This window comes from Gordonia sp. PP30 (assembly GCF_023100845.1).
In the GTDB taxonomy this organism is placed as follows: domain Bacteria; phylum Actinomycetota; class Actinomycetes; order Mycobacteriales; family Mycobacteriaceae; genus Gordonia.
The window spans coordinates 2,713,148-2,735,676 of record NZ_CP095864.1 but is presented as its reverse complement, the minus strand read 5'-3'; the positions used below and the strand labels follow the sequence as shown (position 1 = coordinate 2,735,676).

The 22,529-nt window shown below is 72.2% G+C and carries 20 protein-coding genes; 18 read left to right on the top strand and 2 right to left on the bottom strand.

Annotated elements, in window-relative coordinates; translation table 11 throughout:
* Window positions 1-131 precede the first annotated feature (131 nt).
* Window positions 132-1,091, top strand: a complete 960-nt coding sequence (metF, locus tag MYK68_RS12635) for a methylenetetrahydrofolate reductase [NAD(P)H] (protein ID WP_247864042.1) — start codon at window positions 132-134, stop codon at window positions 1,089-1,091.
* A 22-nt stretch (window positions 1,092-1,113) separates the two neighbouring features.
* Here metF and MYK68_RS12630 read toward each other — a convergent pair whose 3' ends face one another.
* Together MYK68_RS12630 and MYK68_RS12625 are read right to left on the bottom strand one after the other, a co-directional pair.
* Entirely contained in the window at window positions 1,114-1,968 is an 855-nt protein-coding gene (locus tag MYK68_RS12630) for an LppM family (lipo)protein (protein WP_247864041.1), read from the bottom strand.
* A 4-nt stretch (window positions 1,969-1,972) separates the two neighbouring features.
* Window positions 1,973-2,653 carry a GNAT family N-acetyltransferase gene (locus tag MYK68_RS12625; protein ID WP_247864040.1) on the bottom strand — a complete coding sequence of 227 codons (681 nt, stop codon included), beginning with the start codon at window positions 2,651-2,653 and terminating at the stop codon, window positions 1,973-1,975.
* Window positions 2,654-2,903: 250 nt separating this feature from the next.
* On the opposite strand from MYK68_RS12625, the gene MYK68_RS12620 reads away from it, so the two are divergent.
* The 17 genes from MYK68_RS12620 (at window position 2,904) to MYK68_RS12540 (ending at window position 22,500) form a co-directional block, all read left to right on the top strand.
* Window positions 2,904-3,383, top strand: a complete 480-nt coding sequence (locus MYK68_RS12620) for an SAV_6107 family HEPN domain-containing protein (protein WP_247864039.1) — start codon at window positions 2,904-2,906, stop codon at window positions 3,381-3,383.
* 140 nt (window positions 3,384-3,523) lie between these two features.
* Entirely contained in the window at window positions 3,524-3,916 is a 393-nt protein-coding gene (locus tag MYK68_RS12615) for an SCO2097 family morphological protein (RefSeq protein WP_247864038.1), read from the top strand.
* Between the two features lie 414 nt (window positions 3,917-4,330).
* Window positions 4,331-4,768 carry a division/cell wall cluster transcriptional repressor MraZ gene (gene mraZ, locus MYK68_RS12610; protein WP_247864037.1) on the top strand — a complete coding sequence of 146 codons (438 nt, stop codon included), beginning with the start codon at window positions 4,331-4,333 and terminating at the stop codon, window positions 4,766-4,768.
* Between the two features lie 158 nt (window positions 4,769-4,926).
* Window positions 4,927-5,949 carry a 16S rRNA (cytosine(1402)-N(4))-methyltransferase RsmH gene (rsmH, locus tag MYK68_RS12605; RefSeq protein ID WP_247864036.1) on the top strand — a complete coding sequence of 341 codons (1,023 nt, stop codon included), beginning with the start codon at window positions 4,927-4,929 and terminating at the stop codon, window positions 5,947-5,949.
* Window positions 5,946-6,800 carry a cell division protein FtsL gene (gene ftsL, locus MYK68_RS12600; protein ID WP_247864035.1) on the top strand — a complete coding sequence of 285 codons (855 nt, stop codon included), beginning with the start codon at window positions 5,946-5,948 and terminating at the stop codon, window positions 6,798-6,800. Before rsmH ends, ftsL begins: the two co-directional genes overlap by 4 nt.
* 22 nt (window positions 6,801-6,822) lie before the next feature.
* Window positions 6,823-8,667: a peptidoglycan D,D-transpeptidase FtsI family protein gene (locus MYK68_RS12595; protein ID WP_247864034.1), complete on the top strand. Its 1,845-nt coding sequence runs from the start codon at window positions 6,823-6,825 to the stop codon at window positions 8,665-8,667.
* 107 nt (window positions 8,668-8,774) lie between these two features.
* Window positions 8,775-10,850 (top strand): UDP-N-acetylmuramoyl-L-alanyl-D-glutamate--2,6-diaminopimelate ligase, encoded by a 2,076-nt coding sequence (locus MYK68_RS12590; protein WP_349306176.1) that lies wholly within the window; start codon window positions 8,775-8,777, stop codon window positions 10,848-10,850.
* A 124-nt stretch (window positions 10,851-10,974) separates the two neighbouring features.
* A complete protein-coding gene (gene mraY / locus MYK68_RS12585; RefSeq protein ID WP_247864032.1) occupies window positions 10,975-12,057 on the top strand; it encodes a phospho-N-acetylmuramoyl-pentapeptide-transferase in 1,083 nt (360 codons plus the stop codon).
* Complete coding sequence (gene murD / locus MYK68_RS12580) at window positions 12,042-13,592, top strand: UDP-N-acetylmuramoyl-L-alanine--D-glutamate ligase (RefSeq protein ID WP_247864031.1); 1,551 nt, start codon at window positions 12,042-12,044, stop codon at window positions 13,590-13,592. The genes mraY and murD overlap by 16 nt, the downstream gene beginning before the upstream one ends.
* Before the next feature lies 1 nt (window position 13,593).
* On the top strand, window positions 13,594-15,603 hold the full coding sequence (gene ftsW, locus MYK68_RS12575) for a putative lipid II flippase FtsW (protein WP_247864030.1): 2,010 nt from the start codon (window positions 13,594-13,596) through the stop codon (window positions 15,601-15,603).
* Complete coding sequence (gene murG / locus MYK68_RS12570) at window positions 15,600-16,736, top strand: undecaprenyldiphospho-muramoylpentapeptide beta-N-acetylglucosaminyltransferase (protein ID WP_247864029.1); 1,137 nt, start codon at window positions 15,600-15,602, stop codon at window positions 16,734-16,736. The genes ftsW and murG overlap by 4 nt, the downstream gene beginning before the upstream one ends.
* Window positions 16,733-18,193, top strand: coding sequence for a UDP-N-acetylmuramate--L-alanine ligase (murC, locus tag MYK68_RS12565; protein WP_247864028.1), 1,461 nt, complete (start codon window positions 16,733-16,735; stop codon window positions 18,191-18,193). The genes murG and murC overlap by 4 nt, the downstream gene beginning before the upstream one ends.
* On the top strand, window positions 18,190-18,957 hold the full coding sequence (locus MYK68_RS12560) for a cell division protein FtsQ/DivIB (RefSeq protein WP_247864027.1): 768 nt from the start codon (window positions 18,190-18,192) through the stop codon (window positions 18,955-18,957). The genes murC and MYK68_RS12560 overlap by 4 nt, the downstream gene beginning before the upstream one ends.
* A gap of 136 nt (window positions 18,958-19,093) precedes the next feature.
* Window positions 19,094-20,257 carry a cell division protein FtsZ gene (ftsZ, locus tag MYK68_RS12555; protein ID WP_247864026.1) on the top strand — a complete coding sequence of 388 codons (1,164 nt, stop codon included), beginning with the start codon at window positions 19,094-19,096 and terminating at the stop codon, window positions 20,255-20,257.
* Window positions 20,257-20,985, top strand: a complete 729-nt coding sequence (gene pgeF, locus MYK68_RS12550) for a peptidoglycan editing factor PgeF (protein WP_247864025.1) — start codon at window positions 20,257-20,259, stop codon at window positions 20,983-20,985. The genes ftsZ and pgeF overlap by 1 nt, the downstream gene beginning before the upstream one ends.
* Entirely contained in the window at window positions 20,982-21,719 is a 738-nt protein-coding gene (locus tag MYK68_RS12545; protein WP_247864024.1) for a YggS family pyridoxal phosphate enzyme, read from the top strand. The genes pgeF and MYK68_RS12545 overlap by 4 nt, the downstream gene beginning before the upstream one ends.
* Window positions 21,720-21,774: 55 nt before the next feature.
* Window positions 21,775-22,500, top strand: a complete 726-nt coding sequence (locus MYK68_RS12540) for a cell division protein SepF (protein ID WP_247864023.1) — start codon at window positions 21,775-21,777, stop codon at window positions 22,498-22,500.
* Window positions 22,501-22,529 lie beyond the last annotated feature (29 nt).

Below are 22,529 nucleotides of genomic sequence, written 5' to 3'. Positions count from 1 at the left end.
CCCGCGGTCCGGCCGCGGCGGGACCCGCTTGATACCTCAGCGGTCCGGGCAGGTCAAGACGGCCCCGGCCGGTGCGTAAAACCGGCGCTGGAAATCGGTCCACTGCGGTACCCGTCGGTAAGATCGGCCGGGTGAGTGACGTTTCCGCCGATGCCTTCGCGCCCTCGACCGTCGTCGAGCGGCTCGCCGCGCCGCACGACGGCCCGGTGCCCTTCTCCGTCGAGTTCTTCCCGCCGCGGACCGAGGCCGACGAGGCCCGGCTGTGGCACGCGGTGCGGGTGTTCGAGCGAATGGACCCGGCGTTCGTGTCGCTGACCTACGGCGCCGGCGGTTCCACCCGGGACCGCACGGTGCGCATCGCGGGGGATCTGGCCACGTCGACCACGCTGACCACCGTCGCGCATCTGACCGCGGTGAATCACAGCCTCGACGAGCTGCGCGGCCTGGTCGGCGCGTACGCCGACAAGGGCATCACCAATCTGCTCGCGCTGCGCGGCGATCCGCCGGGCGACCCGCTGGGCGAGTGGGTGCGGCATCCCGAGGGCGTGTCGTACGCCTCGGAGCTCGTGGAGCTGATCGGCTCGCTCGGTGACTTCCACATCGGCGTGGCGTCGTTCCCGGAGGGGCACCATCGGGCGCCGAATCTGGCGGCCGACACCGGGAACCTGATCCGCAAGCTGCGCTCGGGCGCCGAGTACTCGGTGACCCAGATCTTCTTCGACGTCGACGATTACCTGCGGCTGCGCGATCGCGTGGTGGCCGCCGATCCGGAGCAGGGCGCCAAGCCGATCATCCCCGGCATCATGCCGATCACCTCGCTGGCCACGGTGCGCCGCATGGTGGAGCTGTCCGGCAGCGTGCTGCCGCAGCGCGTGGCGGAGCGACTGGCCGCGGCGGCCGGCGACGGTCCGGAGGAGGATCGGGCCGCGGTCCGCGAAGTCGGTATCGACCTGTGCACCGAGATGGCGCAGCGGCTGGTGGCCGAGGGCGCGCCGTGCCTGCATTTCTGCAGCCTGAACTTCACCCGCGCGACCAGCGAGGTGCTGGAACGGATCGGGATCGACACCCGGGGCGCGCTGACCCCGGCCTGAACCGGGCCGCGGCCTCTGCGCCCTACCGGCCGGTGGGGGCGGCAGGCTCCTCGATCTCCTCGGCCTCCGTCTCGGAGGTGGCGGCCGCGTCGTCGTTCTTCTTCCGGCGCAGCCGTGTCAGGGCGCGCAGTGGATTCGGTCCGCCGCCCTGTCCGGCCGGCGGGGTGTACCGCGGCGTGCGATCACGGAAGCGGTAGGCGAGGGCGGCGACGGCGCCGACGATCGCCAGGCAGGCGATCACCATGAACCAGGTCCAGCTCGGCAGCGCCGCCGTGGCCGGATCCGGGTACTTCGCATCGGCGTTGAACTGGGCGTTCTGGCCCGGCTCGGGCACCCAGGTGACGGAGTTGTCGCCGGCCAGATGCCCGTTGGTGGCGACGACCTCGCCGCCGAAGTCGACGGTGATCGAGAGATACGAGGTCTTCGGCGACAGCCCGGCCAGAGCCGCCCCGCCGCGCATCCGGACCACGTCGCCACTGCGCGTGGCCGTCAGATCGACGGTCGCGCCGGAATCCAGCGCGCCGGAGATGATGTCGCCGAGCTGGGAGAACTGGCCCGCGGTGAGATCGGTGAAGGTCATCCGGGAGCCGACCTTCCCGGTGACCGCGTCCGTCTGCGCCGGTTCCGGTGACGTCTGCGTGTCGCCGTCCGCCGGGAACTTGGTCACCGACACCGATCCGGCCATCGAGGCGGGCACGTCGAAGGTGGGGGTGGCGCCGGCGTCCGGGGCGGCCGCGACCACCACGAATCCCGAATACTGGTCGCCGACGTTCTCCGACTTCGTCAGGCATCCGCTCAGCAGCGGGACCAGCGCGAGCAGGACCACGAGGCCCAGGGCGGGGTGACGGTGACGCGGGAGATGCTGGCGACGGGACACGGTGTCATCGTGCCAGAGTGGGCGGGTTCTCCCCCGCCGCGACGTCGCCGGGCGCGTCCGGCAGCGGCAGCGACCGGCCCAGGAAGGCGAACTGCCGGGGGTCACCGGCGAAGGTGAAACCGCGCAGCACGTCGTCGAATCCGAGCCGCCGGTACAGCGACCACGCCCGGTTCTCCTCACCCCGCACCTCCGGCGTGGACAGCAGGACCCGGGACTCGGGGCGCCCGGACAGCAGCCGGGTGAGCAGTGCCTGGCCGAGGCCGCGGCCCTGCGCTACCGGGTGGACGTGCAGCTCGGTGAGCTCGAAGTAGTCGGACGCGATCGCCGCCACCTGGTCCGGTGAGCAGCCGTGGCGGGCCAGGCCCGAGCGCAGTTGCCGGTTCCACCACTGGTCCGCGGCGCCGGTGTAGCCGTAGGCGATACCGACCAGGACCTCGCGGTCGGCGGTCCACGGCGCGGTGACCCGCAGCCGGGCGTATGTCGGCCGCAGCAGATCCATCGGCGACGCCGTGGCCAGCGCGGCCACCGCCGTCCAGCCCGGCCGATGCAGGTGATCGCGCCACAGTCCGGTGCGGCTCTGCTCGGTGCCGCGCGCGTACCGCATGGCGGTCACATAGGTGTGCACGGCCGGATCGATCCACTGATCGGCATCGGCGGCGGCCAGGGAGACGATCCGAACCGCCATGGGCGGACCCACCTGCCTTTCGCCGTCGTATCCGGGTGCGTTGCCAGTGAGATTAGCGGCACTTGCCGACGGCCCCGAGTGGGGGTTAGTCTTCCGGTATCGAACAAAGTTTCGATGAGCCGAGAGTCGGCGGACCGGTGGGGAAGACGCCGGGCCGCCGGCTCTCGCGCATCCGGCGAAGGCCCGCCGGCCCGGGATTGTCGTAGGCACGTGAGACGTTCTTGTCGACAGAAGGAGGCGAGGGGTTCATATGACCGGAAAGTCGACGACGAGCCGCATGACGGCGACGGCCGACCCGCGGGTGGTCCTGCGCAGCCGGGACCTGCTCGACCGGGCCGAGGTGCTGTTCGAGGACGCCGCGCGCGTCACCGACGACGGCGCCGAGCGGTTCCGGCAGTTCTATCTGGCCGCCATCCGGGCGGCCGGCGCGGTGCTGGCCGTCTACGAGCCGCCCGGCCCGGTGCGCAGGCGCCGCAACGCCCGCGACGCGTGGAGCCGGATCAAAGCGGCCGCGCCGCAGTACGCCGAACTGGCCGAATACTTCGGCGGCCTGTCCGCCATGCGAGAGAAGGTGGAGGTGGGCCTGGTCCGGCAGGTGGACGACACCCTCTGCGCCCGCGTCGAACGACGCGCCGCCGAGTTCCTCGACGCGGCCGATGCCAGCCTGCTCGCCTACGAGCAGGGGGCGCTGCCCGGCGCCGAGCGCCCGGCTCGCCGGATCGGCGCCTGATCCGGTGGGCCGCGGTGGGGGAGGGTGGCGGATCGTCCCGGAGGGAATAGTGGTCGCCGGAGGATTCTGCTCCTATCATGGAGTGAGAAACGGTCGCCGAATTCCGCGGTGCCCGTCGCGACGGAGTAAGGGAGGGCGCGGTGCCGCTTTCAGAGCATGAGCAGCGGATGCTCGATGAGATCGAGAGCGCGCTGTACGCCGAGGACCCGAAGTTCGTCTCGAACGTCAGTAAGCAGCGGGTCGGTCGTCCTTCCGCGCGCCGCCAGTGGCAGGCGGTCCTCCTCCTGCTGCTCGGTCTGGTGCTGCTGGTGGGCGGCATCATGGTGCGCGTCCGGATCGGCGACTTCCCGATCCTGAGCCTGGTCGGATTCTTCGTGATGTTCGGCGGCGGGCTGATCCTGGTGCTCGGTCCGCGTGGCGGTTCGGCGTCCGCGGACGGTTCCGGCAAGTCGTCGAAGAACGGCTCGAAGGGTTCGCTGAGTTCCCGCATGGAAGACCGGTTTAACCGGCGCTTCCACCAGGACGGTCACTGACCGCCTGAGAAGAGTTCCGCAGAAGCGGGGCCGCAGTCTCCACGGAGACCGCGGCCCCGCTTTTTTCGTCGTGCCGCCGGGGCCGGTGGCACGTGTTCGTGAGCGCTCCACCACGACTACCCACTTCGCCCCACCCCGATCACCCACTTCGCCCCACTGGGTTCTTTAGATGAGTCCCACCTGCCACTTTTATGCTGTTCAGCCTCGCTGGCATCCGTTGAGACGCGCCGGACGCCACGGGCCTTTCCTGAGAATCTCCTTCGTGTAAGACGCCATGACCTGCGTAAACAATGCTCAGTGGTGTGCGAGTGGGGCGCAGGGGGTGGAAAGTGGTGGAAAGTGGGGTAATGTGGTGGATGTCGATGAGGGGGAACCCGGAATCTCCTCACCGATACCCGGGCAGGAGGTGGCGATGTGGCTGGCTTCATCGGCACCTACTCGCCCAAGCTCGACGACAAAGGGCGGCTCACACTGCCCGCGAAGTTCCGGAACGCCTTGTCAGGAGGGGTCGTGGTCACCAAAGCCCTCGATCACAGCCTGGCGGTGTATCCGGCCGAGGAGTTCGGCGCCATCGCCCAGCGGGCGAACCAGGCGTCGCGCAACGATCCGGAAGCCCGCGCGTACGTCCGGCTGATGATGGCCAACGCCGACGAGCAGAGTCTCGACGGCCAGGGCCGGGTCAACCTGTCGGCGGGGCTTCGCGCATGGGCCGGCCTGCAGAAAGACTGCGTGGTCACCGGGCAGTTCGACCACCTGGAGATCTGGGATGCGGCCGCATGGGACGCCTACCAGGCTGCACACGAGGAGGCCTTCGCGGCCGGCGGCTCCGCCGCGCTGGACGCGATCCTCTAAGACAAGTGAAGAAATGGACCGCTGCGGTGAGGCGAGGCCTCGGCCCGGCCGACCCTGACGTACTTCCCCAACGCCAGGTGCGACTCGGGCGGGGACCCCGCCTCACCGCCGTTCCATTTCTCCACCGTCTTGACCACCACCGAGACAGGGGAGAGGCGATGACCGTATCCGGCGCCCCGGCCGACTCCCCGTCCCCGGGCGAGCACGGCCACGTCCCCGTGATGGCCGACCGCATGGTCGAACTGCTGACCCCGGCGCTCACCCGCGTGCACGACGACGGCACCGGCGCGGTCCTGATCGACGGCACCCTGGGTGCCGGCGGACACACCGAACTCTTCCTCACCCGGCTCCCCGGACTCACCGTCCACGGCATCGACCGGGACGAGAACGCGCTCGAGATCGCCCGCGAACGACTCGCACCGTTCGGTGATCGCGCGGTGTTCCATCACGCCCGATACGACGAGATCGCCGACGTCGCCCGCGATGCGGGTCTGGCGCAGGTCGACGGGATCCTGCTGGACCTGGGCGTCTCGTCCATGCAGCTCGACCAGGCCGACCGCGGCTTCGCCTACGCCGTCGACGCGCCGCTCGACATGCGGATGAACCCCGGCGACGAGCTGACCGCCGCCGACATCCTCAACACCTACGATCACGGTGCCCTGGCGCGGGTCCTCAGCGAATACGGCGAGGAGCGGTTCGCCGGGAAGATCGCCTCGGCGGTCCTCCGGGAACGCGAGATCGAGCCGTTCACGACCAGCGGACGGCTGGTGGAACTGCTGTACGCGACGATTCCGGCCGCGACCCGCCGCACCGGCGGGCACCCGGCCAAGCGGACCTTCCAAGCGCTGCGCATCGAGGTCAACCGCGAACTGGACTCGCTGCGGGCCGTCGTCCCGGCGTCGCTCGCGCTGCTCGCGGTCGGTGGCCGGCTGGCCGTGATGAGCTACCAGTCGCTGGAGGACCGGATCGTCAAGCGGGACTTCGCCCAGGCGGTGCGCAACACCACCCCGGCCGGCCTCCCCGTCGACCTGCCCGGCACATCGGCCCAGTTCGCCCTGGTCACCCGGGGCGCCGAACAGGCGGATGAGCAGCAGCGCCGGGACAACCCCCGAAGCGCCCCGGTCCGGGTGCGCGCCATCGAACGAATCGCCCCCGCACCCGAAGAGAGGAATCGGCGGTGACACTTCTCGACGACCGATCGACCACGCGTCCCGGGGCCGCTCGCCGCCGCCGTGAGCGCACCGCCGCGAGCCGCACCCCCCGGACCTCGTCGCCCGGGACCTCCACGCCCCGGGCGACGGCGAGTCCGGCCGCGCGGACCCCGCGGGCGCGCGCCGGTACGGCCGAGACCGTCCCGGCGCCGCCCCGTGTGCGCCGTCCGCGCCGCGCGGAGGCGCCGGTGGCCGGGCCGGGTGCGCGGGGGCCCTCCGGCGTGCTGTCCGGCCTGGCCGACATCCCGTTCATCATTCCGATCGTCCTGCTGGTGGTCGGCGCGCTCGGCCTCACGCTGTTCCTGACGACCAGATCCGCGCAGGACTCCTACGCGCTCACCACCGTCCGGAACCAGAATTCGGCGCTGCAGGACCAGCGCGACGGTCTCAAGCGCACCGTCGACGCCGGGGACTCGGCGCCCGAACTGGCCGACAAGGCGCAGAAGCTCGGCATGGTGCCGGCCGCCGACTCCGCCCACCTGGTGGTCGGGCCGGACGGCAAGGCGCGCCTGAAGGGCGAGCTCACCCCTGCCGAGGGGAAGCGCCTCGGTTCGCTGAACCCCGCCCCGGACCCGGTGTCGCAGATCGATCCGGGCAAGGTCGACGACTCCGGCGGCCTCGGTGGGCAGCCGGCCCCGTCGGCGGCACCCTCGGCCTCGCCGTCGACCACGACCCCCGCCCCGGCCGCGACCCCGTCCACCGGTTCGCAGCCGCCGGCCGCCACGACATCGCCGGCCACCGACGATCAGGGCCAGATCCCGGCCCCGAATGTTCTGCCGCGCGGCGCCACGCCGAGCCGCAATAACCCACCGCAACGCTGACCAGGGAGAGGATGGAACGATCATGAGCTCCCCTCACCCCCCGGCCCCGGACACCCGGCGTGACGCCGATGCGCCGACCCGCCGCTTCATCGGGCGTCAGCGTCTGCTCGGCATCTTCGCGCTGGTGCTCGCGTTCGCGGTCGGCGGCCGGCTGGTCTACCTCAACGTCATCGATGCGCCCGAACTGTCCGCGAAGGCGGCGCAGCAGCGTGAGGACGTCGTCACCCTCTACGCCAAGCGCGGCGCGATCGTCGACCGCAACGGCCGCCCGCTCGCGTACACCGGCGAGGCCCGGGCACTGACCTTCCTGCCGCAGGCCGTCCGCAAGTCGATCGACGCCGAGCACAAGAAGAATCCGCAGCTGCCCGACGTGAACACCCGGCTGCGGCAGATCGCCGACGGGGTCTCCACCGACCTCGGCGGATCCATCTCGTCCGACGACCTGCTGGCCAAGCTCACCTCCAACGACCAGTTCGTCTACCTGGCCCGCTCGGTCAGCCCGGAGACCGCCAACCGCATCACCACCGACTTCCCCGAGGTGGGGGCGGACCCGCAGTCGATCCGCGTCTACCCGGGCGGCTCGCTGGGCGCCAACGTGGTCGGCGACGTCAACTTCGACGGCAACGGCCTGATCGGGCTGGAGTCGTCGCTCGATCCGATCCTGGCCGGGATGAACGGCACCGAGACCATCGACCGCGGGTCCGACGGCGCGGTGATCCCGGGCAGCAAGCGCAACGTCCATCCGGCCATCGACGGCAAGACGGTCCGGCTCACGCTCGACTCCGACGTGCAGTGGTTCGTGCAGGCGCAGGTCAACGCGGCGAAGAAGAACTCCGGCGCCAAGAGCGCTTCCGCGGTGGTGCTCGACGCGCGCACCGGCGAGGTGCTGGCCATGGCCAACGACGACACCTTCAACGCCTCGCGCCCGCTCAGCGAACAGAGCGGCGCCGACCTGGGCAACCGGTCGGTCACCTCGCCGTTCGAGCCCGGCTCGGTGAACAAGCTGGTGGTGGCCTCGGCGGCCATCGAATACGGCCTCACCACCCCGGACGAGGTGCACCAGGTGCCCGGCTCCATCCGGATGGCCGGGATCACCGTCAACGACGCGTGGGTGCACGGGGTGACGCCGTACACCACCACCGGGATCTTCGGGAAGTCGTCGAACGTCGGCACCCTGATGCTGGCGCAGCGGGTGGGGGAGAAGCGCTTCGCCGACATGCTCGACGCCTACGGTCTCGGCCAGCGCACCGGTGTGGGCCTGCCCGCCGAATCGGCCGGCGACGTGCCCGCCCTCAGCCAGTGGTCGGGCGGCTCGTTCGCCAACCTGCCGATCGGCCAGGGCCTGTCGATGACGCTCCTGCAGATGACCTCGATGTACCAGGCGATCGCGAACAACGGCGTGCGCGTGCCGCCACGCATCCTGGTCCCGGCCGACGGGGAGCGCGGGGCCGGGTTCAGCAAGCCCGAGCCGGTGCGGGTGGTGAGCCCGGAGACCGCGAAGACGGTCCGCAACATGTTCCGCGCGGTGATGCAGGACGATCCGATGGGCGTCCAGAACGGCACCGGCGCCAAGGGCGCCATCGCCGGCTACCAGACCTCCGGCAAGACCGGTACCGCCCAGCAGGTGGACCCGTCGTGCAACTGCTACTCCAAGTCGAGCTACAACATCACCTTCGCCGGGATCGCCCCCGCCGACCACCCGCGCTACGTGATCGGCATCATGCTCGACAACCCGGTGCGCAGCTCGGACGGCAGCGGCGGTCAGTCGGCGGCGCCGCTGTTCAGCACCATCGGCGGATGGCTGCTGCAGCACGAGAAGGTGCCTTACTCGACGACCAGGGCACCGCGGCTCCGGCTGGAAGCATAGGCTTCTCCCCGGGGACGACAATCGGAGTGATCGGCGTCAAGACGGCGATCCGGGCGTGACGACGGTAAGGGTGTGAGCAGCAGGTGGCGGAGAACGCGCAGCGGGCGATGGTGCGCCCGGAGCGGCCGGTCGGCGCGGACCTGACCGAATTGGCCGGTGTGTCGGGGGCCGAACTGGTCGGTGACAATCGGCGCGTGCTCGGGGCCACGCTGCGCGCACAGCACGCCGCCCCCGGCGATCTGTTCGCGGCGCTCCCCGGCAGCCGGGCCCACGGTGCGCAGTACGCCGCGGACGCCGTCGCGGCCGGTGCCATCGCGGTGCTCACCGATCCGGCCGGGCTGACGCTGCTCCGCGCCGCCGAGGCCACGGCCGGTGTTCCGGTCCTGGTGCACGACGATCCGCGCGCGGTACTCGGCGTGATCTCGGCCCGCGTCTACGGCGACCCCTCGCGGAAGTTCACGCTGATCGGCGTCACCGGCACCTCCGGGAAGACGACGACGTCGTATCTGACCGAGGCGGCGCTGCGGGCCGCCGGACACCGGGTGGGGCTGATCGGGACCGTCGAGACCCGCATCGACGGGGTGCCGGAGCCGAGTTCACTGACCACCCCCGAGGCCCCCGACCTGCAGCGGCTGTTCGCCGTGATGGCCGAGCGCGGCGTCGACGCGGTGGTGATGGAGGTGTCCAGCCACGCCCTGTCGCTGGGCCGGGTGGACGGCTCGTGCTTCGCGGTCGGCGGTTTCACCAACCTGTCCCAGGATCACCTGGACTTCCACCGGACCATGGACGAGTACTTCGACGCCAAGGCGCGGCTGTTCGCCGGTGACTCGCCGGTGCGCGCCGCCGTCGCGGTGATCTGCGTCGACGATGCCGCGGGTGAGCGGATGGCCGGGCTCGCGCGGGAGAGCGCGGAGCGGGTCGCCACGGTCGCCACCACCGGCCCGGCCGGTGACGCGTCGTGGTCGGTGGCCGGTGAGGTGACCGCCGACGCCGGCTCGCAGACCGTCGTGGTGGCCGCACCGGGCGGCGCCGAGCATGTCATGACGGTGCCGCTGCCGGGTGCCTACAACATCGCCAACGCGCTGCTGGCGGTCGCGCTGGCGGACGCCGCCGGGGTGCCGGTGCCGACCGCGATCGGCGGTCTGGCGCAGGTCGCGGTTCCCGGCCGGCTGGAGAAGGTGGACCGCGGGCAGGACTTCCTGGCCGTCGTCGACTACGCGCACAAGCCGGCGGCCGTCGAGGCGGTGTTGGCGACGCTCGCCGCGCAGACCCCCGGGCGGATCGCCGTGGTGCTGGGCGCGGGTGGCGACCGAGACACCGAGAAACGCCCGCTGATGGGTGCCGCCGCCGCGCGCGGCGCGGACCTGGTGATCGTCACCGACGACAACCCGCGCAGCGAGGACCCGGCCGCGATCCGGGCCGCGGTGGCCGCCGGGGCGCGCGCCGTGCCGCCCGCGGAACGTCGTGCCGCGCAGATCCGGGAGACCGGTGACCGGGCGGCGGCGATCGCCGAGGCCGTGGCCTGGGCCGCCACCGGCGACACCGTGCTGATCGCGGGCAAAGGACACGAGACCGGCCAGGAGATCGCCGGGCACAAGTACCCCTTCGACGACCGCCGGGTGCTCGCCGACGCGCTGGACCAGCGGGCAGCCGGCGACCAGGTGCTGGCCGTGCACCTGCCGGCCGAGCCGGTGACCGTGGATACGGCACGCACCGCGCTGCGCGAGCTGGTCGCCGAGGCCGCCGACAGCGGGGTCGGCAGCGCGCACCGGGAGTCCGGTGACGACGAGGCCGCCCATCGTCGCACCTGGGCGATCTTCGGTGAACTCGCCGCCGGTGACGACGCGCCCGTCGACGACGAGAACGTGCGCTGCCTCGCCTACGACCTGCTCGGCCGCCAAGCCGTGCGCCTGGCCGTCGACCAGACGGTCGCCGTCGGCGGCTCGCGCGCCGTCCGGGCGCTGTACCAGGGCGCCATCATGGAGGGCTCGTGGGGCGACGAGGCCGGGTTCGCGGCCACCGTCGACGAGCTCGTCGCGCAGCTGACCGAGGCGGCGGGCACCGCGGGCGCCCCGCGGGCCGGCGACATCGTGCTGGTGTGCGGCGGACCGGACCTGCGCCGGGCGCTGCTCTCCCTGTGGGAGGCCGACCCCGCCCTCGACGTGCGGGTACGGACCTCATGACACCTCACCCGTGTCACACCGGCCACAATCACCCAGGTCGATACCCGTCGGTAGGACGGGTGCGCGCTAGGGTTTTCAACCGGCCCTCGCACACGGCGGCGGTCGATGACGAAGGACACTCGGCATGACTCAGATCCTGATCGCGGGGGCGATCGCGCTGGCCGTGGCGATTCTGCTGACGCCGGTACTGATCCGGGAGTTCTCGCGGCGGGCCTGGGGTCAGGAGATCCGCCAGGACGGCCCGGCCAGCCATCAGGCCAAGGCCGGTACCCCGTCGATGGGCGGCCTGGCGATCATCCTTGCGATGTGGGCCGGGTACCTGGGCTCGTACGTGTACAGCTGGGCGATGGGCGACGGCGGGCCGACCGCCTCCGGCCTGCTGGTCCTCGGGCTCGCCACCGGCCTGGGCTTCGTCGGCTTCCTCGACGACTTCATCAAACTCGCCAAGCATCGCAACCTGGGCCTGAACAAGACGCAGAAGACCATCGGCCAGCTGGTGGTCGCGGTGGTCTTCGGCGTCCTGCTCCTGCAGTTCCGCAACGATCGCGGGCGGACCCCGGCCAACGACCACCTGTCGTACGTGCGCGACATCGAGGCCATCACGCTGACCGGCGTCGGCTTCGTCATCTTCTGCTGGCTGGTGGTGTACGCCTGGTCCAACGCGGTCAACTTCACCGACGGCCTCGACGGCCTCGCCGCCGGGTCGACGGCCATGGTGATGGGCACCTATGTGCTGATCACCATCTGGCAGGAACAGCATGCCTGCGACATCGTGGACAAGAGCGATCAGCTCGCCACCTGCTACAACGTCCGCGACCCGCACGACCTGGCGCTCGTCGCGATGGTCGCGGCGGCGGCCTGCCTCGGCTTCCTCTGGTGGAACGCGGCCCCGGCCAAGATCTTCATGGGCGACACCGGCTCGCTGGCCCTCGGCGGCGTCGTCGCCGGTCTGTCGATGACCACCCACACCGAGCTGCTGATGATCGTGATCGGCGCGCTCTTCGTCGCCGAGATCGTATCGGTGATGATCCAGGTCGCGTCGTTCCGGACCACCGGCAAGCGACCCTTCCGGATGGCGCCCTTCCACCACCACTTCGAGCTCGGCGGGTGGGACCAGACCACGGTGATCATCCGGTTCTGGCTGCTCACCGCCATCTCGTGCGCGCTCGGCCTGGGACTCTTCTACGGCGAATGGGTGTCGGGCTGATCGTGGGATTCTCGACCGATCCGCTCGACCTGAGCGGTGCCCGCATCCTCGTCGCCGGCGCCGGGACCACCGGGGCCGCGGTGGTGCGCGCCGTGACCGGGCTGGGTGCCTCGGCCGTCGTCGTCGACCGCCGGTTCGCCGGCGCCGAGTCGGACGCCGAGCACGCACCGGAGCGCTATCTGACCGGGGCCGGGGCCTTCTCCGGCGTCGACCTGGTGGTCACCTCGCCCGGCTTCAGCCCGACGAACCCCTTCCTGCTCGCGGCCCAGGCCGCCGGGACCGGAGTGTGGGGCGACGTGGAGCTGGCCTGGCGGCTGGACCGTGCCGGTCTGACCGGTGCGCCCCGTACCTGGCTGGTGATCACCGGCACCAACGGGAAGACCACCACCACGGCGATGACCGAGTCCATCCTGCGGGCCGCCGGAATCAGTGCGCTGGCCTGCGGGAACATCGGTCTCACCGTGCTCGACGCGCTGTCTGCTGAGCCGCGGGCCGAGGTGCTGGCCGTGGAGCTCTCGTCCTTCCAGCTGCACTGGGCGCCGTCGGTGCGCCCGCGGGCCGGCGTGGTGCTCAACATCGCCGACGACCACCTCGACTGGCACGGCTCCTTCGAGGCGTACCGCGACGCCAAGGCGCAGGTGCTTCTCGGGGACGTCGCGGTGGTCGGCCTGGACGATCCGGTGGCCGGGGCACTCGCCACACCGGCGGGGAGCAGGCGGGTCGGTTTCACCCTCGCCGCGCCCGGCCCCGGGCAGCTCGGTCGCCAGCACGGGATGCTGGTCGACGCGGCCTTCGACGATGCCGGCGGCTCGCGGCCGATCACCCGGGCGCCCGCCGAACTGCTGCCGGCGGACCGGGTGCGCCCGGCCGGACCCTCCGGGATGGCCGACGCGCTCGCCGCGGCGGCGCTGACCCGGGCCATCGGGGTGTCCACGGCGGCCGTCGCCCGCGGACTCGCGACGTTCTCGCCTGCCGCGCATCGCGGGCAGGTGGTGGCCCGGATCGGTGAGGTCGACTTCATCGACGACTCCAAGGCCACCAACCCGCACGCGGCGCAGGCCGCGATCGTCGGGCACGACCGGGTGGTCCTGATCGCGGGCGGTCTGCTCAAGGGGGCGCCGGTCGACGACCTGGTGCGCACCTGCGCCGGACGGCTCACCGGAGTGGTCGCGATCGGCCGCGATCGGCAGGTGATTGTCGACGCGATCGCGCGACACGCCCCACAGGTCCCAGTAGTCACAGTGTTCACAGGAGACGATGGCGGGGTGACTCTTCAACGCATCGCCGGTCCCGACGTGACGGCTCCCGCGGACGGCGCTCTCGCCGCCGGGCGGCCGGACCTCAGCGACGCCGACGCCGTGATGGCGCAGGCCGTCGGCCAGGCCTGGGCGCTGGCCCAGGACGCGCCGGACACCCGCGCGGTGCTGCTGGCCCCGGCCGCCGCGTCGCTGGACATGTTCGCCTCCTACGGTGCCCGCGGCGACAGTTTCGCCGCCGCCGCCACGAGGCTGGCCGGCGCCGTCGCGGAGCGCTGACATGCCGGGCCCAGGCTCGCAGCGCGACGACGCGGACGCCGGGATCGAGGACACCGTCGCCGACGAGGCGGCGATCGGCGACGAGGCCGTCGACCACGCACCCGCCGACCACGCGCCCATCGACGACACGGACGTGCCCGACGCGGCCCCGGCCGACGACGTCCGGGAGGACGACGCCGGAGCGGACGACGCTCGGGAGGACGCCGCCGCGGGCGACGACACCGAACCCGCGGGTGACGACGTTCGTCCGCGGCGCCGCGCCGCGGCGGCGTCCGCGCGCCGCCGGCCGGGCCGCGCGCCGCGGCGGTCCGCCGCGCGCCCGCTGACCTTCGGTCTCCCCACCGTCGACCTGCGGACCTGGATCTCCACCGCCCGCGAGGGCATCCGCACCCTGATGGCGCGCCCGCTGACGTCGTTCCACCTGGTGGTCGGGCTGGCCGCCATCCTCACCGTGTTCGGCCTGATCATGGTGCAGTCCGCGTCGTCCGTGGAGGGCTACTCGGAGAGTCACTCGGCCTACGGCGCGTTCGCCATGCAGGTCGTGTTCGCGATCATCGGCTGGATCCTGTTCTACGTCGTGCTCCGGCTGCCGATCCGCTTCTTCCGCCGGTTCGCGACCTTCGGGTTGCTGGTCAGCCTGGCACTGCTGATCCTGGTGCTGGTGCCGCACCTGGGCGTCAAGGTGGACGGCGCGCGCCGCTGGTTCGAGGTGGCCGGCGTCTCGATCCAGCCATCCGAGCTGGCCAAACTGGCACTGTGCATCTGGGGCGCGCACCTGCTCGCCTCGCGCCGCACGGCCGGGGCGACCGGTAAGGAGCTGCTGTTCCCGCTGCTCCCGGTGGTGGTGTTCATGTGCGCGCTGATCATCCTCGAACCGAATCTCTCGACGACGATCATCGTCGTCCTCATCACGGCGGCGCTGCTGTGGTTCGCCGGGCTGCCCGGCCCGGTCTTCGCCGGGTTCGCGGGCTTCTTCGTGCTGGCCGGTGCCGTCGCCGCGTTCACCGCCGAATACCGCGCGGCGCGCGTGTTCAGCTTCCTCGGCTCGGCCGACCCGCTCGACGGGGGCTACCAGGCCATGCAGGCCAAGTACGCACTCGCCAACGGCGGCGTCTTCGGCGTGGGTCTCGGGCAGAGCACCGCGAAGTGGAACTACCTGCCGAACGCGCACAACGACTTCATCTTCGCCATCCTCGTCGAGGAGACCGGCCTGATCGGCGGGCTGATCGTGGTCGGCCTGTTCCTGCTGCTGGCGTACGTCGGCATGCGGATCGCCCGCCGGTCCGCCGACCCGTTCCTGCGGCTGCTCACCGGCTCCATCACGGTGCTGATCACCGCGCAGATGTTCATCAACGTCGGCTACGTGGTCGGACTGCTGCCGGTGACCGGTATCCAGCTGCCGCTGCTGTCCCAGGGCGGCACGTCGATGCTCACCATGCTCACCATGCTCGGCCTGATGGCGAGTGCGGCCCGGCACGAACCCGAGGCGGTCGTCGCGCTGTCCGGTGCCGGCCAGCGCGGCCTGTCCCGGCTGCTGCGGCTGCCCCGGCCGGCCGCCTATCGGGCCCAGGTGGTCGACGGCGCCCGCGACCGGCTCGACCGGCGCCGGACCGCCGGGCGTGCCCCCGAGCCCCGGCGCGAGCAGCGGCGTGCCCCGCACCGTGGCGGCCGTCCCGATGCCCGGTCGGCGCCGCGGACCCCGCCGCTCCGGACACCACCGCTGCGGACCCCACCGCTGCGGACCCCGGCCCCGCGCACGCCGATGTACAGGCCGTCGGCGCCGCGGCAGCAGGCCTCCCGCTCGCGGGCCGGCCGCGTCCCACCGCCGCGGACCTCGCTGCCGCCCCACGACGACCGGCGCCGCGCGCCGCGGGCGGCCGCACAGCGCAGCGACGAGATCCACTATCCTGATCGGCAGGCGAGCACCCGGATTCCGCCGGATCCGCGCCGGTCCGCGGCCCGCGACCGGGCGGCAGGCTCGCCGCGACGAACGGAGTACAGGCACCGGTGAGCAGCAATTCTGGCCTTTCGGTGGTCGTCGCCGGCGGGGGCACCGCGGGACACATCGAGCCGGCGCTGGCGGTGGCCGATGCCGTCCGGCGCCTCGACCCGCTCGCCCGCGTCACCGCGCTCGGCACGCCGAAGGGCCTGGAGACCACGCTGGTCCCGGCGCGCGGCTACGACCTGCGGCTGATTCCGCCCGCACCGCTGCCGCGCAAACCCGGCATGGATCTGCTGAAGACGCCGTACCGGCTCGACCGGTCGGTGCGTGCCGCCCGCCGGGTCCTCGCCGAGGTGGACGCCGACGTCGTCGTCGGTTTCGGCGGTTACGTCGCGCTGCCGGCCTACCTGGCGGCCCGCGGCCGGGCGGCCCGCCGCCGCCGGATTCCGGTGCTGATCCACGAGGCCAACGCCAGTGCGGGCATCGCCAACAAGGTGGGACAGCGGCTGGCCGACCAGGTGATGGCGGCGGTACCCGGTTCCGGTCTGGCCGGCGCCGAGGTGGTCGGTATCCCGGTCCGGCGCGCCATCGCCGACCTCGACCGCGCCGCCCTGCGAGACGAGGCGCGGGCCTTCTTCGGCCTGGACCCGCAGGCGCCGGTGCTGCTCGTCTTCGGCGGCTCGCAGGGTGCTCAGCAGCTCAACGAGGCCGTCGCCGGTGCGGCCGGCGCCCTCGGCGCCGCCGGGATCGGCGTCCTGCACGCACACGGGAAGAAGAACACCGTCTCGCCCGAGTCGCCCGCCGGGGCGCCGCGCTACGTCGCCGTGCCCTATGTGGACCGGATGGACCTGGCCTACGCGGCCGCCGACCTGGTGATCTGCCGATCGGGCGCGATGACGGTCGCCGAGGTCACTGCGGCGGGTCTGCCCGCGATCTACGTGCCGCTGCCGCACGGCAACGGCGAGCAGCGGCTCAACGCGCTGCCGGTCGTCGATGCCGGTGCCGCCCTGCTGGTCGACAACGCCGAGATGACGTCCGACTACGTGGCCCGCGAGGTGCCCGCCCTGCTCGGCGACCCGGCCCGGCTGGCCGCGATGACCGCCGCCGGCGTCGGCAGCGGACACCGCCATGCCGCGGACAAGGTCGCCGCGACCGCGCTGTCGCTGGCCGCCGAGCACCGCACCGGGCGGGCCGAACGATGAGCGACTCGCTGCCGCAGCAACTCGCCCGCGTCCACATGGTCGGTATCGGGGGAGCGGGCATGTCCGGTCTCGCCCGGATCCTGCTGGCCCGCGGCGGCCAGGTGTCCGGGTCGGACGGCCGCGACGGCCGGGCGCTGATCGACTTGCGGGCGCGCGGCGCGCAGGTGCGCATCGGGCACGACCCGTCGGCCCTCGATCTGCTCGACGGCGGCCCCACGGTCGTCGTCACCACCCAGGCCGCGATCCCGGCCGACAACATCGAACTGGTGGAAGCCCGCCGCCGCGGCATCCCCGTGCTGTACCGGCCGCAGGTGCTGGCCCAGCTCATGGACGGCTACCGGACGCTGCTGATCACCGGAACCCACGGTAAGACCTCGACCACGTCGATGGCGGTCGTCGCGCTGCAGCACTGCGGCACAGACCCGTCGTTCGCAATCGGCGGCGAACTCAACGAGTCGGGGACCAACGCACACCACGGCAGCGGCCGGATCTTCGTCGCCGAGGCCGACGAGAGCGACGGGTCGCTGCTGCAATACCGGCCGGACGTGGTGGTGGTGACCAACATCGAGGCCGACCATCTCGACTTCTTCGGCACCGAAGCGGCGTACGTCCAGGTCTTCGACGACTTCACCGGCCTCATCCGCCCCGGCGGCACGCTGGTGGTCTGCCTCGATGATCCCGGCGCGGCGGCGCTGGCCGGGCGGCAGACGGATGCGCTGGCGCAGTCCGGCGTCCGTGTGATCGGCTACGGCACCGGCCGGCACGCCGACCTGGCCCCGGGCGTGCCGCTCGCCGGACGGGTGTGGTCGATCACCCCGCGCGGCACCGGCAGCAGCGCCGAGGTGGAACTGACCCGCCCGGTGGTCCCGACGCCGGTGAAGCGGGGCATGCAAGTGACTCTCCCGGGCGATCACATGGCCCTCAACGCGCTCGGCGCGCTGCTCGGCTGCCTGTCGGTGGATCCCGGGGCACAGGCCGCCTCGGTCCTCGACGGGATCGAGAGCTTCGGCGGGGTGCATCGGCGCTTCGAGTTCCGCGGCACCGCGGGCCGGGTCGCGCTGTACGACGACTACGCGCACCATCCCACCGAGGTCCGCGCGGTGCTGACGGCGGCGCGCTCGGTGGTCGGCGACTCCGGCGGCCGGGTGATCGCGCTGTTCCAGCCGCATCTCTACTCGCGGACCGAGGAGTTCGCGCCGGAGTTCGCGCAGGCCCTGAGCCTGGCCGACGAGGTGATCGTCGCCGACGTGTACGGCGCCCGCGAGGAGCCGCGCCCCGGGGTGACCGGGCGGCTGATCTCCGATGCGGTGACCGTGCCCGCGGTCTTCGTCGCCTCGGTGTCCGACCTGCCCGCGGCGGTCGCCGACCGGGCCCGGCCCGGCGACCTGGTGCTCACCATCGGCGCCGGTGACATCACCATGCAGGCGCCGCCGATCCTGGCCGCACTCGAATCGTGAGACAGGCCCGCACGCACGACCCGCAGCGCGCCGAACGTGCCGAACTCCGGCGCGCCGGCCGCCGTCGGCTCTGGCGGGCACTCGGCATCCTGGCGCTGCTGGCGGTGCTCGGCGGTCTGGTGGCCGCGGCCTACTTCTCGCCGCTGATGTCGGTGCGGGAGGTCCAGGTGACCGGCACGGCCGGGGTGCCGCAGCAGGAGGTCCTGACCGTCGCCGAGGTGCCGATGGGCAAGCCGCTGCTCCAGGTCGACACCGCGGCGATCGCCCGGCGCGTCTCACGGATCCCGGCGGTGGAGGCGGTCCGGGTGGATCGCAGCTATCCCTCGGCGCTGCACATCGCGGTCACCGAGCGGACCCCGCGGGCGCTGATCAAGCAGGCGGACGGCCGGCTCGGCGTGATGGACCGGCTCGGGGTGGTCTACGTCGCGTACGCGTCGCGCGCGGCGATGGGCAAGACCGCGATCGGCGGTGTCGCGCTGCGCGACCTGCCGGTGCTCGACGTCAGCGATCCGGGCCCGCGCGACCCGACCACGCTCGCCGCGCTGGAGATGATCGGCGGGCTGCCCGGCTGGCTGCGGCCGCAGGTCGAGTCGGTGTCGGCGTCGTCGCCGGCCGACCTGACCTTGCATCTGACCAAGGGGCGCACGGTGATCTGGGGTGATGCCGAGCGCGGCGCGGACAAGGCCGACGCCCTCTCGCACATCCTCCCGATGGCGGGGAACACCTACAACGTCTCCGCGCCCGACTATCCGGCCGTGAGCTGAGCAGAAATTCCGGCGTCGTTCGGCGCGCCTCCGCGCGCAGCGCGGAGGGCTCGATACCGTCGTTCTCAACACCGGTACTTGACATAACTATAACCCTTTGGTTGAGCTTTAGGGTTCTGCAGCACAGGAAGGCATCATGACGCCACCCCACAACTACCTGGCCGTCATCAAGGTCGTCGGCATCGGCGGCGGCGGCGTCAACGCCGTCAACCGCATGATCGAGCAGGGCCTCAAGGGCGTCGAATTCATTGCCATCAACACCGATGCGCAGGCGCTGCTGATCAGCGATGCCGACGTGAAGCTCGACATCGGCCGTGAGTCCACCCGTGGACTCGGCGCCGGCGCCAATCCCGAGGTCGGCCGCAAGGCCGCCGAGGACGCCCGCGACGAGATCGAGGATCTGTTGCAGGGCGCCGACATGGTCTTCGTGACCGCGGGCGAGGGCGGCGGTACCGGCACCGGCGGCGCGCCCGTCGTCGCCGGAATCGCGCGCAAACTCGGTGCGCTCACCGTCGGCGTCGTGACCCGCCCGTTCTCCTTCGAGGGCAAGCGGCGCGGCAACCAGGCCGACGAGGGCATCGCGGCGCTGCGCGAGTCCTGCGACACGCTCATCGTCATCCCGAACGACCGTCTGCTGCAGCTGGGCGACTCCCAGGTCAGCCTGATGGACGCGTTCCGCAGCGCCGACGAGGTGCTTCTCAACGGCGTGCAGGGCATCACCGACCTGATCACCACCCCGGGTCTGATCAACGTCGACTTCGCCGACGTCAAGGGCGTGATGAGCGACGCGGGCAGCGCGCTGATGGGCATCGGCGCCGCACGCGGCGAGGACCGGGCGCGCAAGGCCGCCGAGTCGGCGATCAACTCGCCGCTGCTGGAGGCCTCGATGGAGGGCGCGCGCGGCGTGCTCATCTCGATCGCCGGTGGCAGCGACCTCGGCCTGTTCGAGATCAACAACGCCGCCACGCAGGTCCAGGAGGCCGCGCACGAGGACGCGAACATCATCTTCGGCACCGTGATCGACGACAACCTCGGCGACGAGGTGCGTGTCACGGTGATCGCCGCGGGCTTCGACGGCGGCACCCCGCGCAAGCGGGTCGAGAACCCGGCGGCCACCCGGGCCGCGGGCACCGTCGAGCAGGCGCAGGCCGGCCGCACGGCCACCCCGCCCGCCGACGACCCGCTGTTCGGCTCGCGGTCGTCCCGGCAGGCGGACCCGTTCGCCGACGCGCCGGCACCGCGCCGCAACACGGTCCGGCTCGACGACGACGAGGTCGACGTCCCCGACTTCATGAAGTGATGGCACCGCACACGCCCGCGCGGCGGGTGCGGCGCGTGGTCACCACCCGCGCCGGCGGTGTGTCGCGCCCGCCCTACGACTCGTTCAACCTGGGTGACCACGTCGGCGACGATCCGGCCGCCGTCGCGGCCAACCGGACACGACTGGCCACCGATCTCGGCCTCGCGCCGCGCGACGTGGTGTGGATGGAGCAGATCCACAGCCGCACCGTGACCGTGGTCGACGGCCCCGTCACCGAGCCGGTGCCGGCCACCGACGCCCTCGTCACCACCGCGGAAGGCCTCGCCCTGGCCGTCCTCACCGCCGACTGCGTCCCGCTGCTGCTCAGCGACGACGAGGCCGGCGTGATCGCCGCCGTGCACGCCGGGCGCGTGGGCGCGCGTATCGGTATCGTGCCGGCCGTCCTGGACACCATGATCGGTCTGGGCGCCCGGCCGGAGCGCATCGGTGTGCTGCTCGGCCCGGCGGCGTCCGGCGAGCGCTACGAGGTGCCGCCGGAGATGCAGCGCGACGTGGAGAAGCATCTTCCCGGCAGCGCCTGCCGCACCGCCAAGGGCACCGCCGGACTCGACCTTCGGGCCGGCATCGAGCGCCAGCTCCGCGCCGCGGGGGTCACCGGCATCGCCGTCGACCCGCGCTGCACCATCGCCGACCCGGACCTGTTCAGCCATCGCCGCGGCGCGCCCACCGGCCGTCTCGCGTCGGTGATCTGGATGGAGCGGGAGTGAGCGCTGACCCGCGGAGCGACGAGCTGGCGGCCGGGCTGGCCGCCACCCGGGAGCGGATCGCCGCGGCCGAGGCGGCCGCCGGGCGGGCACCCGGCAGCGCACGGCTGATGGTGGTCACCAAGTACTTTCCGGCCGACGATCTGGCTCGCCTGGTCCGGCTGGGCGCCACCGAGTTCGGCGAGAACCGTGAGCCCGAGGCCGGCCGGAAGGTGGCGCAGGTGCGCGCGGATCTGCCCGGCGCCGACTTCACCATGGACATGATCGGTTCGGTGCAGCGCAAGAAGGCCAAGACCATCGCCCGCTGGGCCCGGCGCGTCCAGTCCGTCGACTCGCCGGAACTGGTGGCGGCGCTGGCGACCGCCACGACGGCCGCGCTCGAGCGCGGCGAGCGCGATACGCCGCTCGGCGTCCTACTGCAGATCAGCCTCGACGGCGATCCGGCGCGCGGGGGAGTGGTCGAGGCCGATCTGCCCGCGCTGGCTGACGCGGTGACCGCGCACGGCGGCATCCTGAGCCTGGACGGCCTGATGGTCGTCGCGCCGCTCGACGGCGACCCGGATGCGCACCTGGCACATGCGGCCGCGATCGCCGAGCGCTTCCGCGCCGCGTATCCGGATGCCGCCGAACTGTCCGCGGGCATGTCCGGTGACCTGGAGGCGGCGATCGCACACGGATCGACGTGTGTGCGTGTCGGAACCGCAATCATGGGGCCGCGGCCGTTACTCTCGCCCTAGTCACATTGGTCACACGGGAACCAAAAAGATCATTCATCACCAGGAAGGCATCTCGATGACGACGATGCAGAAGTTCAAGGCATATTTCGGCATGGTGCCTCCGAGTGAATACGAGGACGACTACCTGACCGATCCGGCCGACCGCGCACCCGCGCCGATGGGCGACGCTTACGCTCCGGCGCCCGCCCGCCACGGCGAGGCGATGAGCGCCCGCGAGCGCCTGTACATGGAGCGCTACCGCGGTGCCGGTGCGCACGACGAGTACTACGACGAGCCCTACGAGGCCGACTACGCCGAGGTCGACTACGCCCGCCGCGGCGACGATCGGGTGTACGCCGCCCGCGCCGTGCACGTGGAGGCCGACCTGGGCCCGGCGCCGATGCGTGGCCGCCTGGAGCCGCTCTCGCGGAGCGCCAACGTCACCGCCCGCGGCGGTGTGATGGCCGTCCGCGGCGCCAACGCGCTCGCCCCCGAGGTACGGCCGGAGGTGGTCGCCGAGACCGCGAGCCGGATCACCACCCTGCGTCCGGCCGACTACTCGGAGGCCCGCACCATCGGCGAGCGCTTCCGCAGCGGCAGCCCGGTGATCATGGATCTGGTCGAGATGAACAACGACGATGCCAAGCGCATGGTCGACTTCGCGGCCGGCCTGGTCTTCGCGCTGCGCGGCTCGTTCGACAAGGTCGCGACCAAGGTGTTCCTGCTGTCGCCGGCCGGCGTCGAGGTGACCCCGGAAGATCGTCGCCGCCTCGCCGAAACCGGCTTCCACAGCCAGAGCTGAGAGGATCGCCACGCGGGGCGCCGGGGCTG

Excerpts from the sequence above, each read along its gene's own strand:
- pgeF (WP_247864025.1), top strand. The coding sequence starts at position 20,257 with ATGGCACCGCACACGCCCGCGCGGCGGGTGCGGCGCGTGGTCACCACC.
- ftsW (WP_247864030.1), top strand. The coding sequence starts at position 13,594 with ATGCCGGGCCCAGGCTCGCAGCGCGACGACGCGGACGCCGGGATCGAG.
- murC (WP_247864028.1), top strand. The coding sequence starts at position 16,733 with ATGAGCGACTCGCTGCCGCAGCAACTCGCCCGCGTCCACATGGTCGGT.
- MYK68_RS12590 (WP_349306176.1), top strand. The coding sequence starts at position 8,775 with ATGGTGCGCCCGGAGCGGCCGGTCGGCGCGGACCTGACCGAATTGGCC.
- mraY (WP_247864032.1), top strand. The coding sequence starts at position 10,975 with ATGACTCAGATCCTGATCGCGGGGGCGATCGCGCTGGCCGTGGCGATT.
- MYK68_RS12620 (WP_247864039.1), top strand. The coding sequence starts at position 2,904 with ATGACCGGAAAGTCGACGACGAGCCGCATGACGGCGACGGCCGACCCG.
- ftsZ (WP_247864026.1), top strand. The coding sequence starts at position 19,094 with ATGACGCCACCCCACAACTACCTGGCCGTCATCAAGGTCGTCGGCATC.
- murD (WP_247864031.1), top strand. The coding sequence starts at position 12,042 with ATGGGTGTCGGGCTGATCGTGGGATTCTCGACCGATCCGCTCGACCTG.
- MYK68_RS12625 (WP_247864040.1), bottom strand. The coding sequence starts at position 2,653 with ATGGCGGTTCGGATCGTCTCCCTGGCCGCCGCCGATGCCGATCAGTGG.
- MYK68_RS12540 (WP_247864023.1), top strand. The coding sequence starts at position 21,775 with ATGACGACGATGCAGAAGTTCAAGGCATATTTCGGCATGGTGCCTCCG.
- rsmH (WP_247864036.1), top strand. The coding sequence starts at position 4,927 with ATGACCGTATCCGGCGCCCCGGCCGACTCCCCGTCCCCGGGCGAGCAC.
- MYK68_RS12595 (WP_247864034.1), top strand. The coding sequence starts at position 6,823 with ATGAGCTCCCCTCACCCCCCGGCCCCGGACACCCGGCGTGACGCCGAT.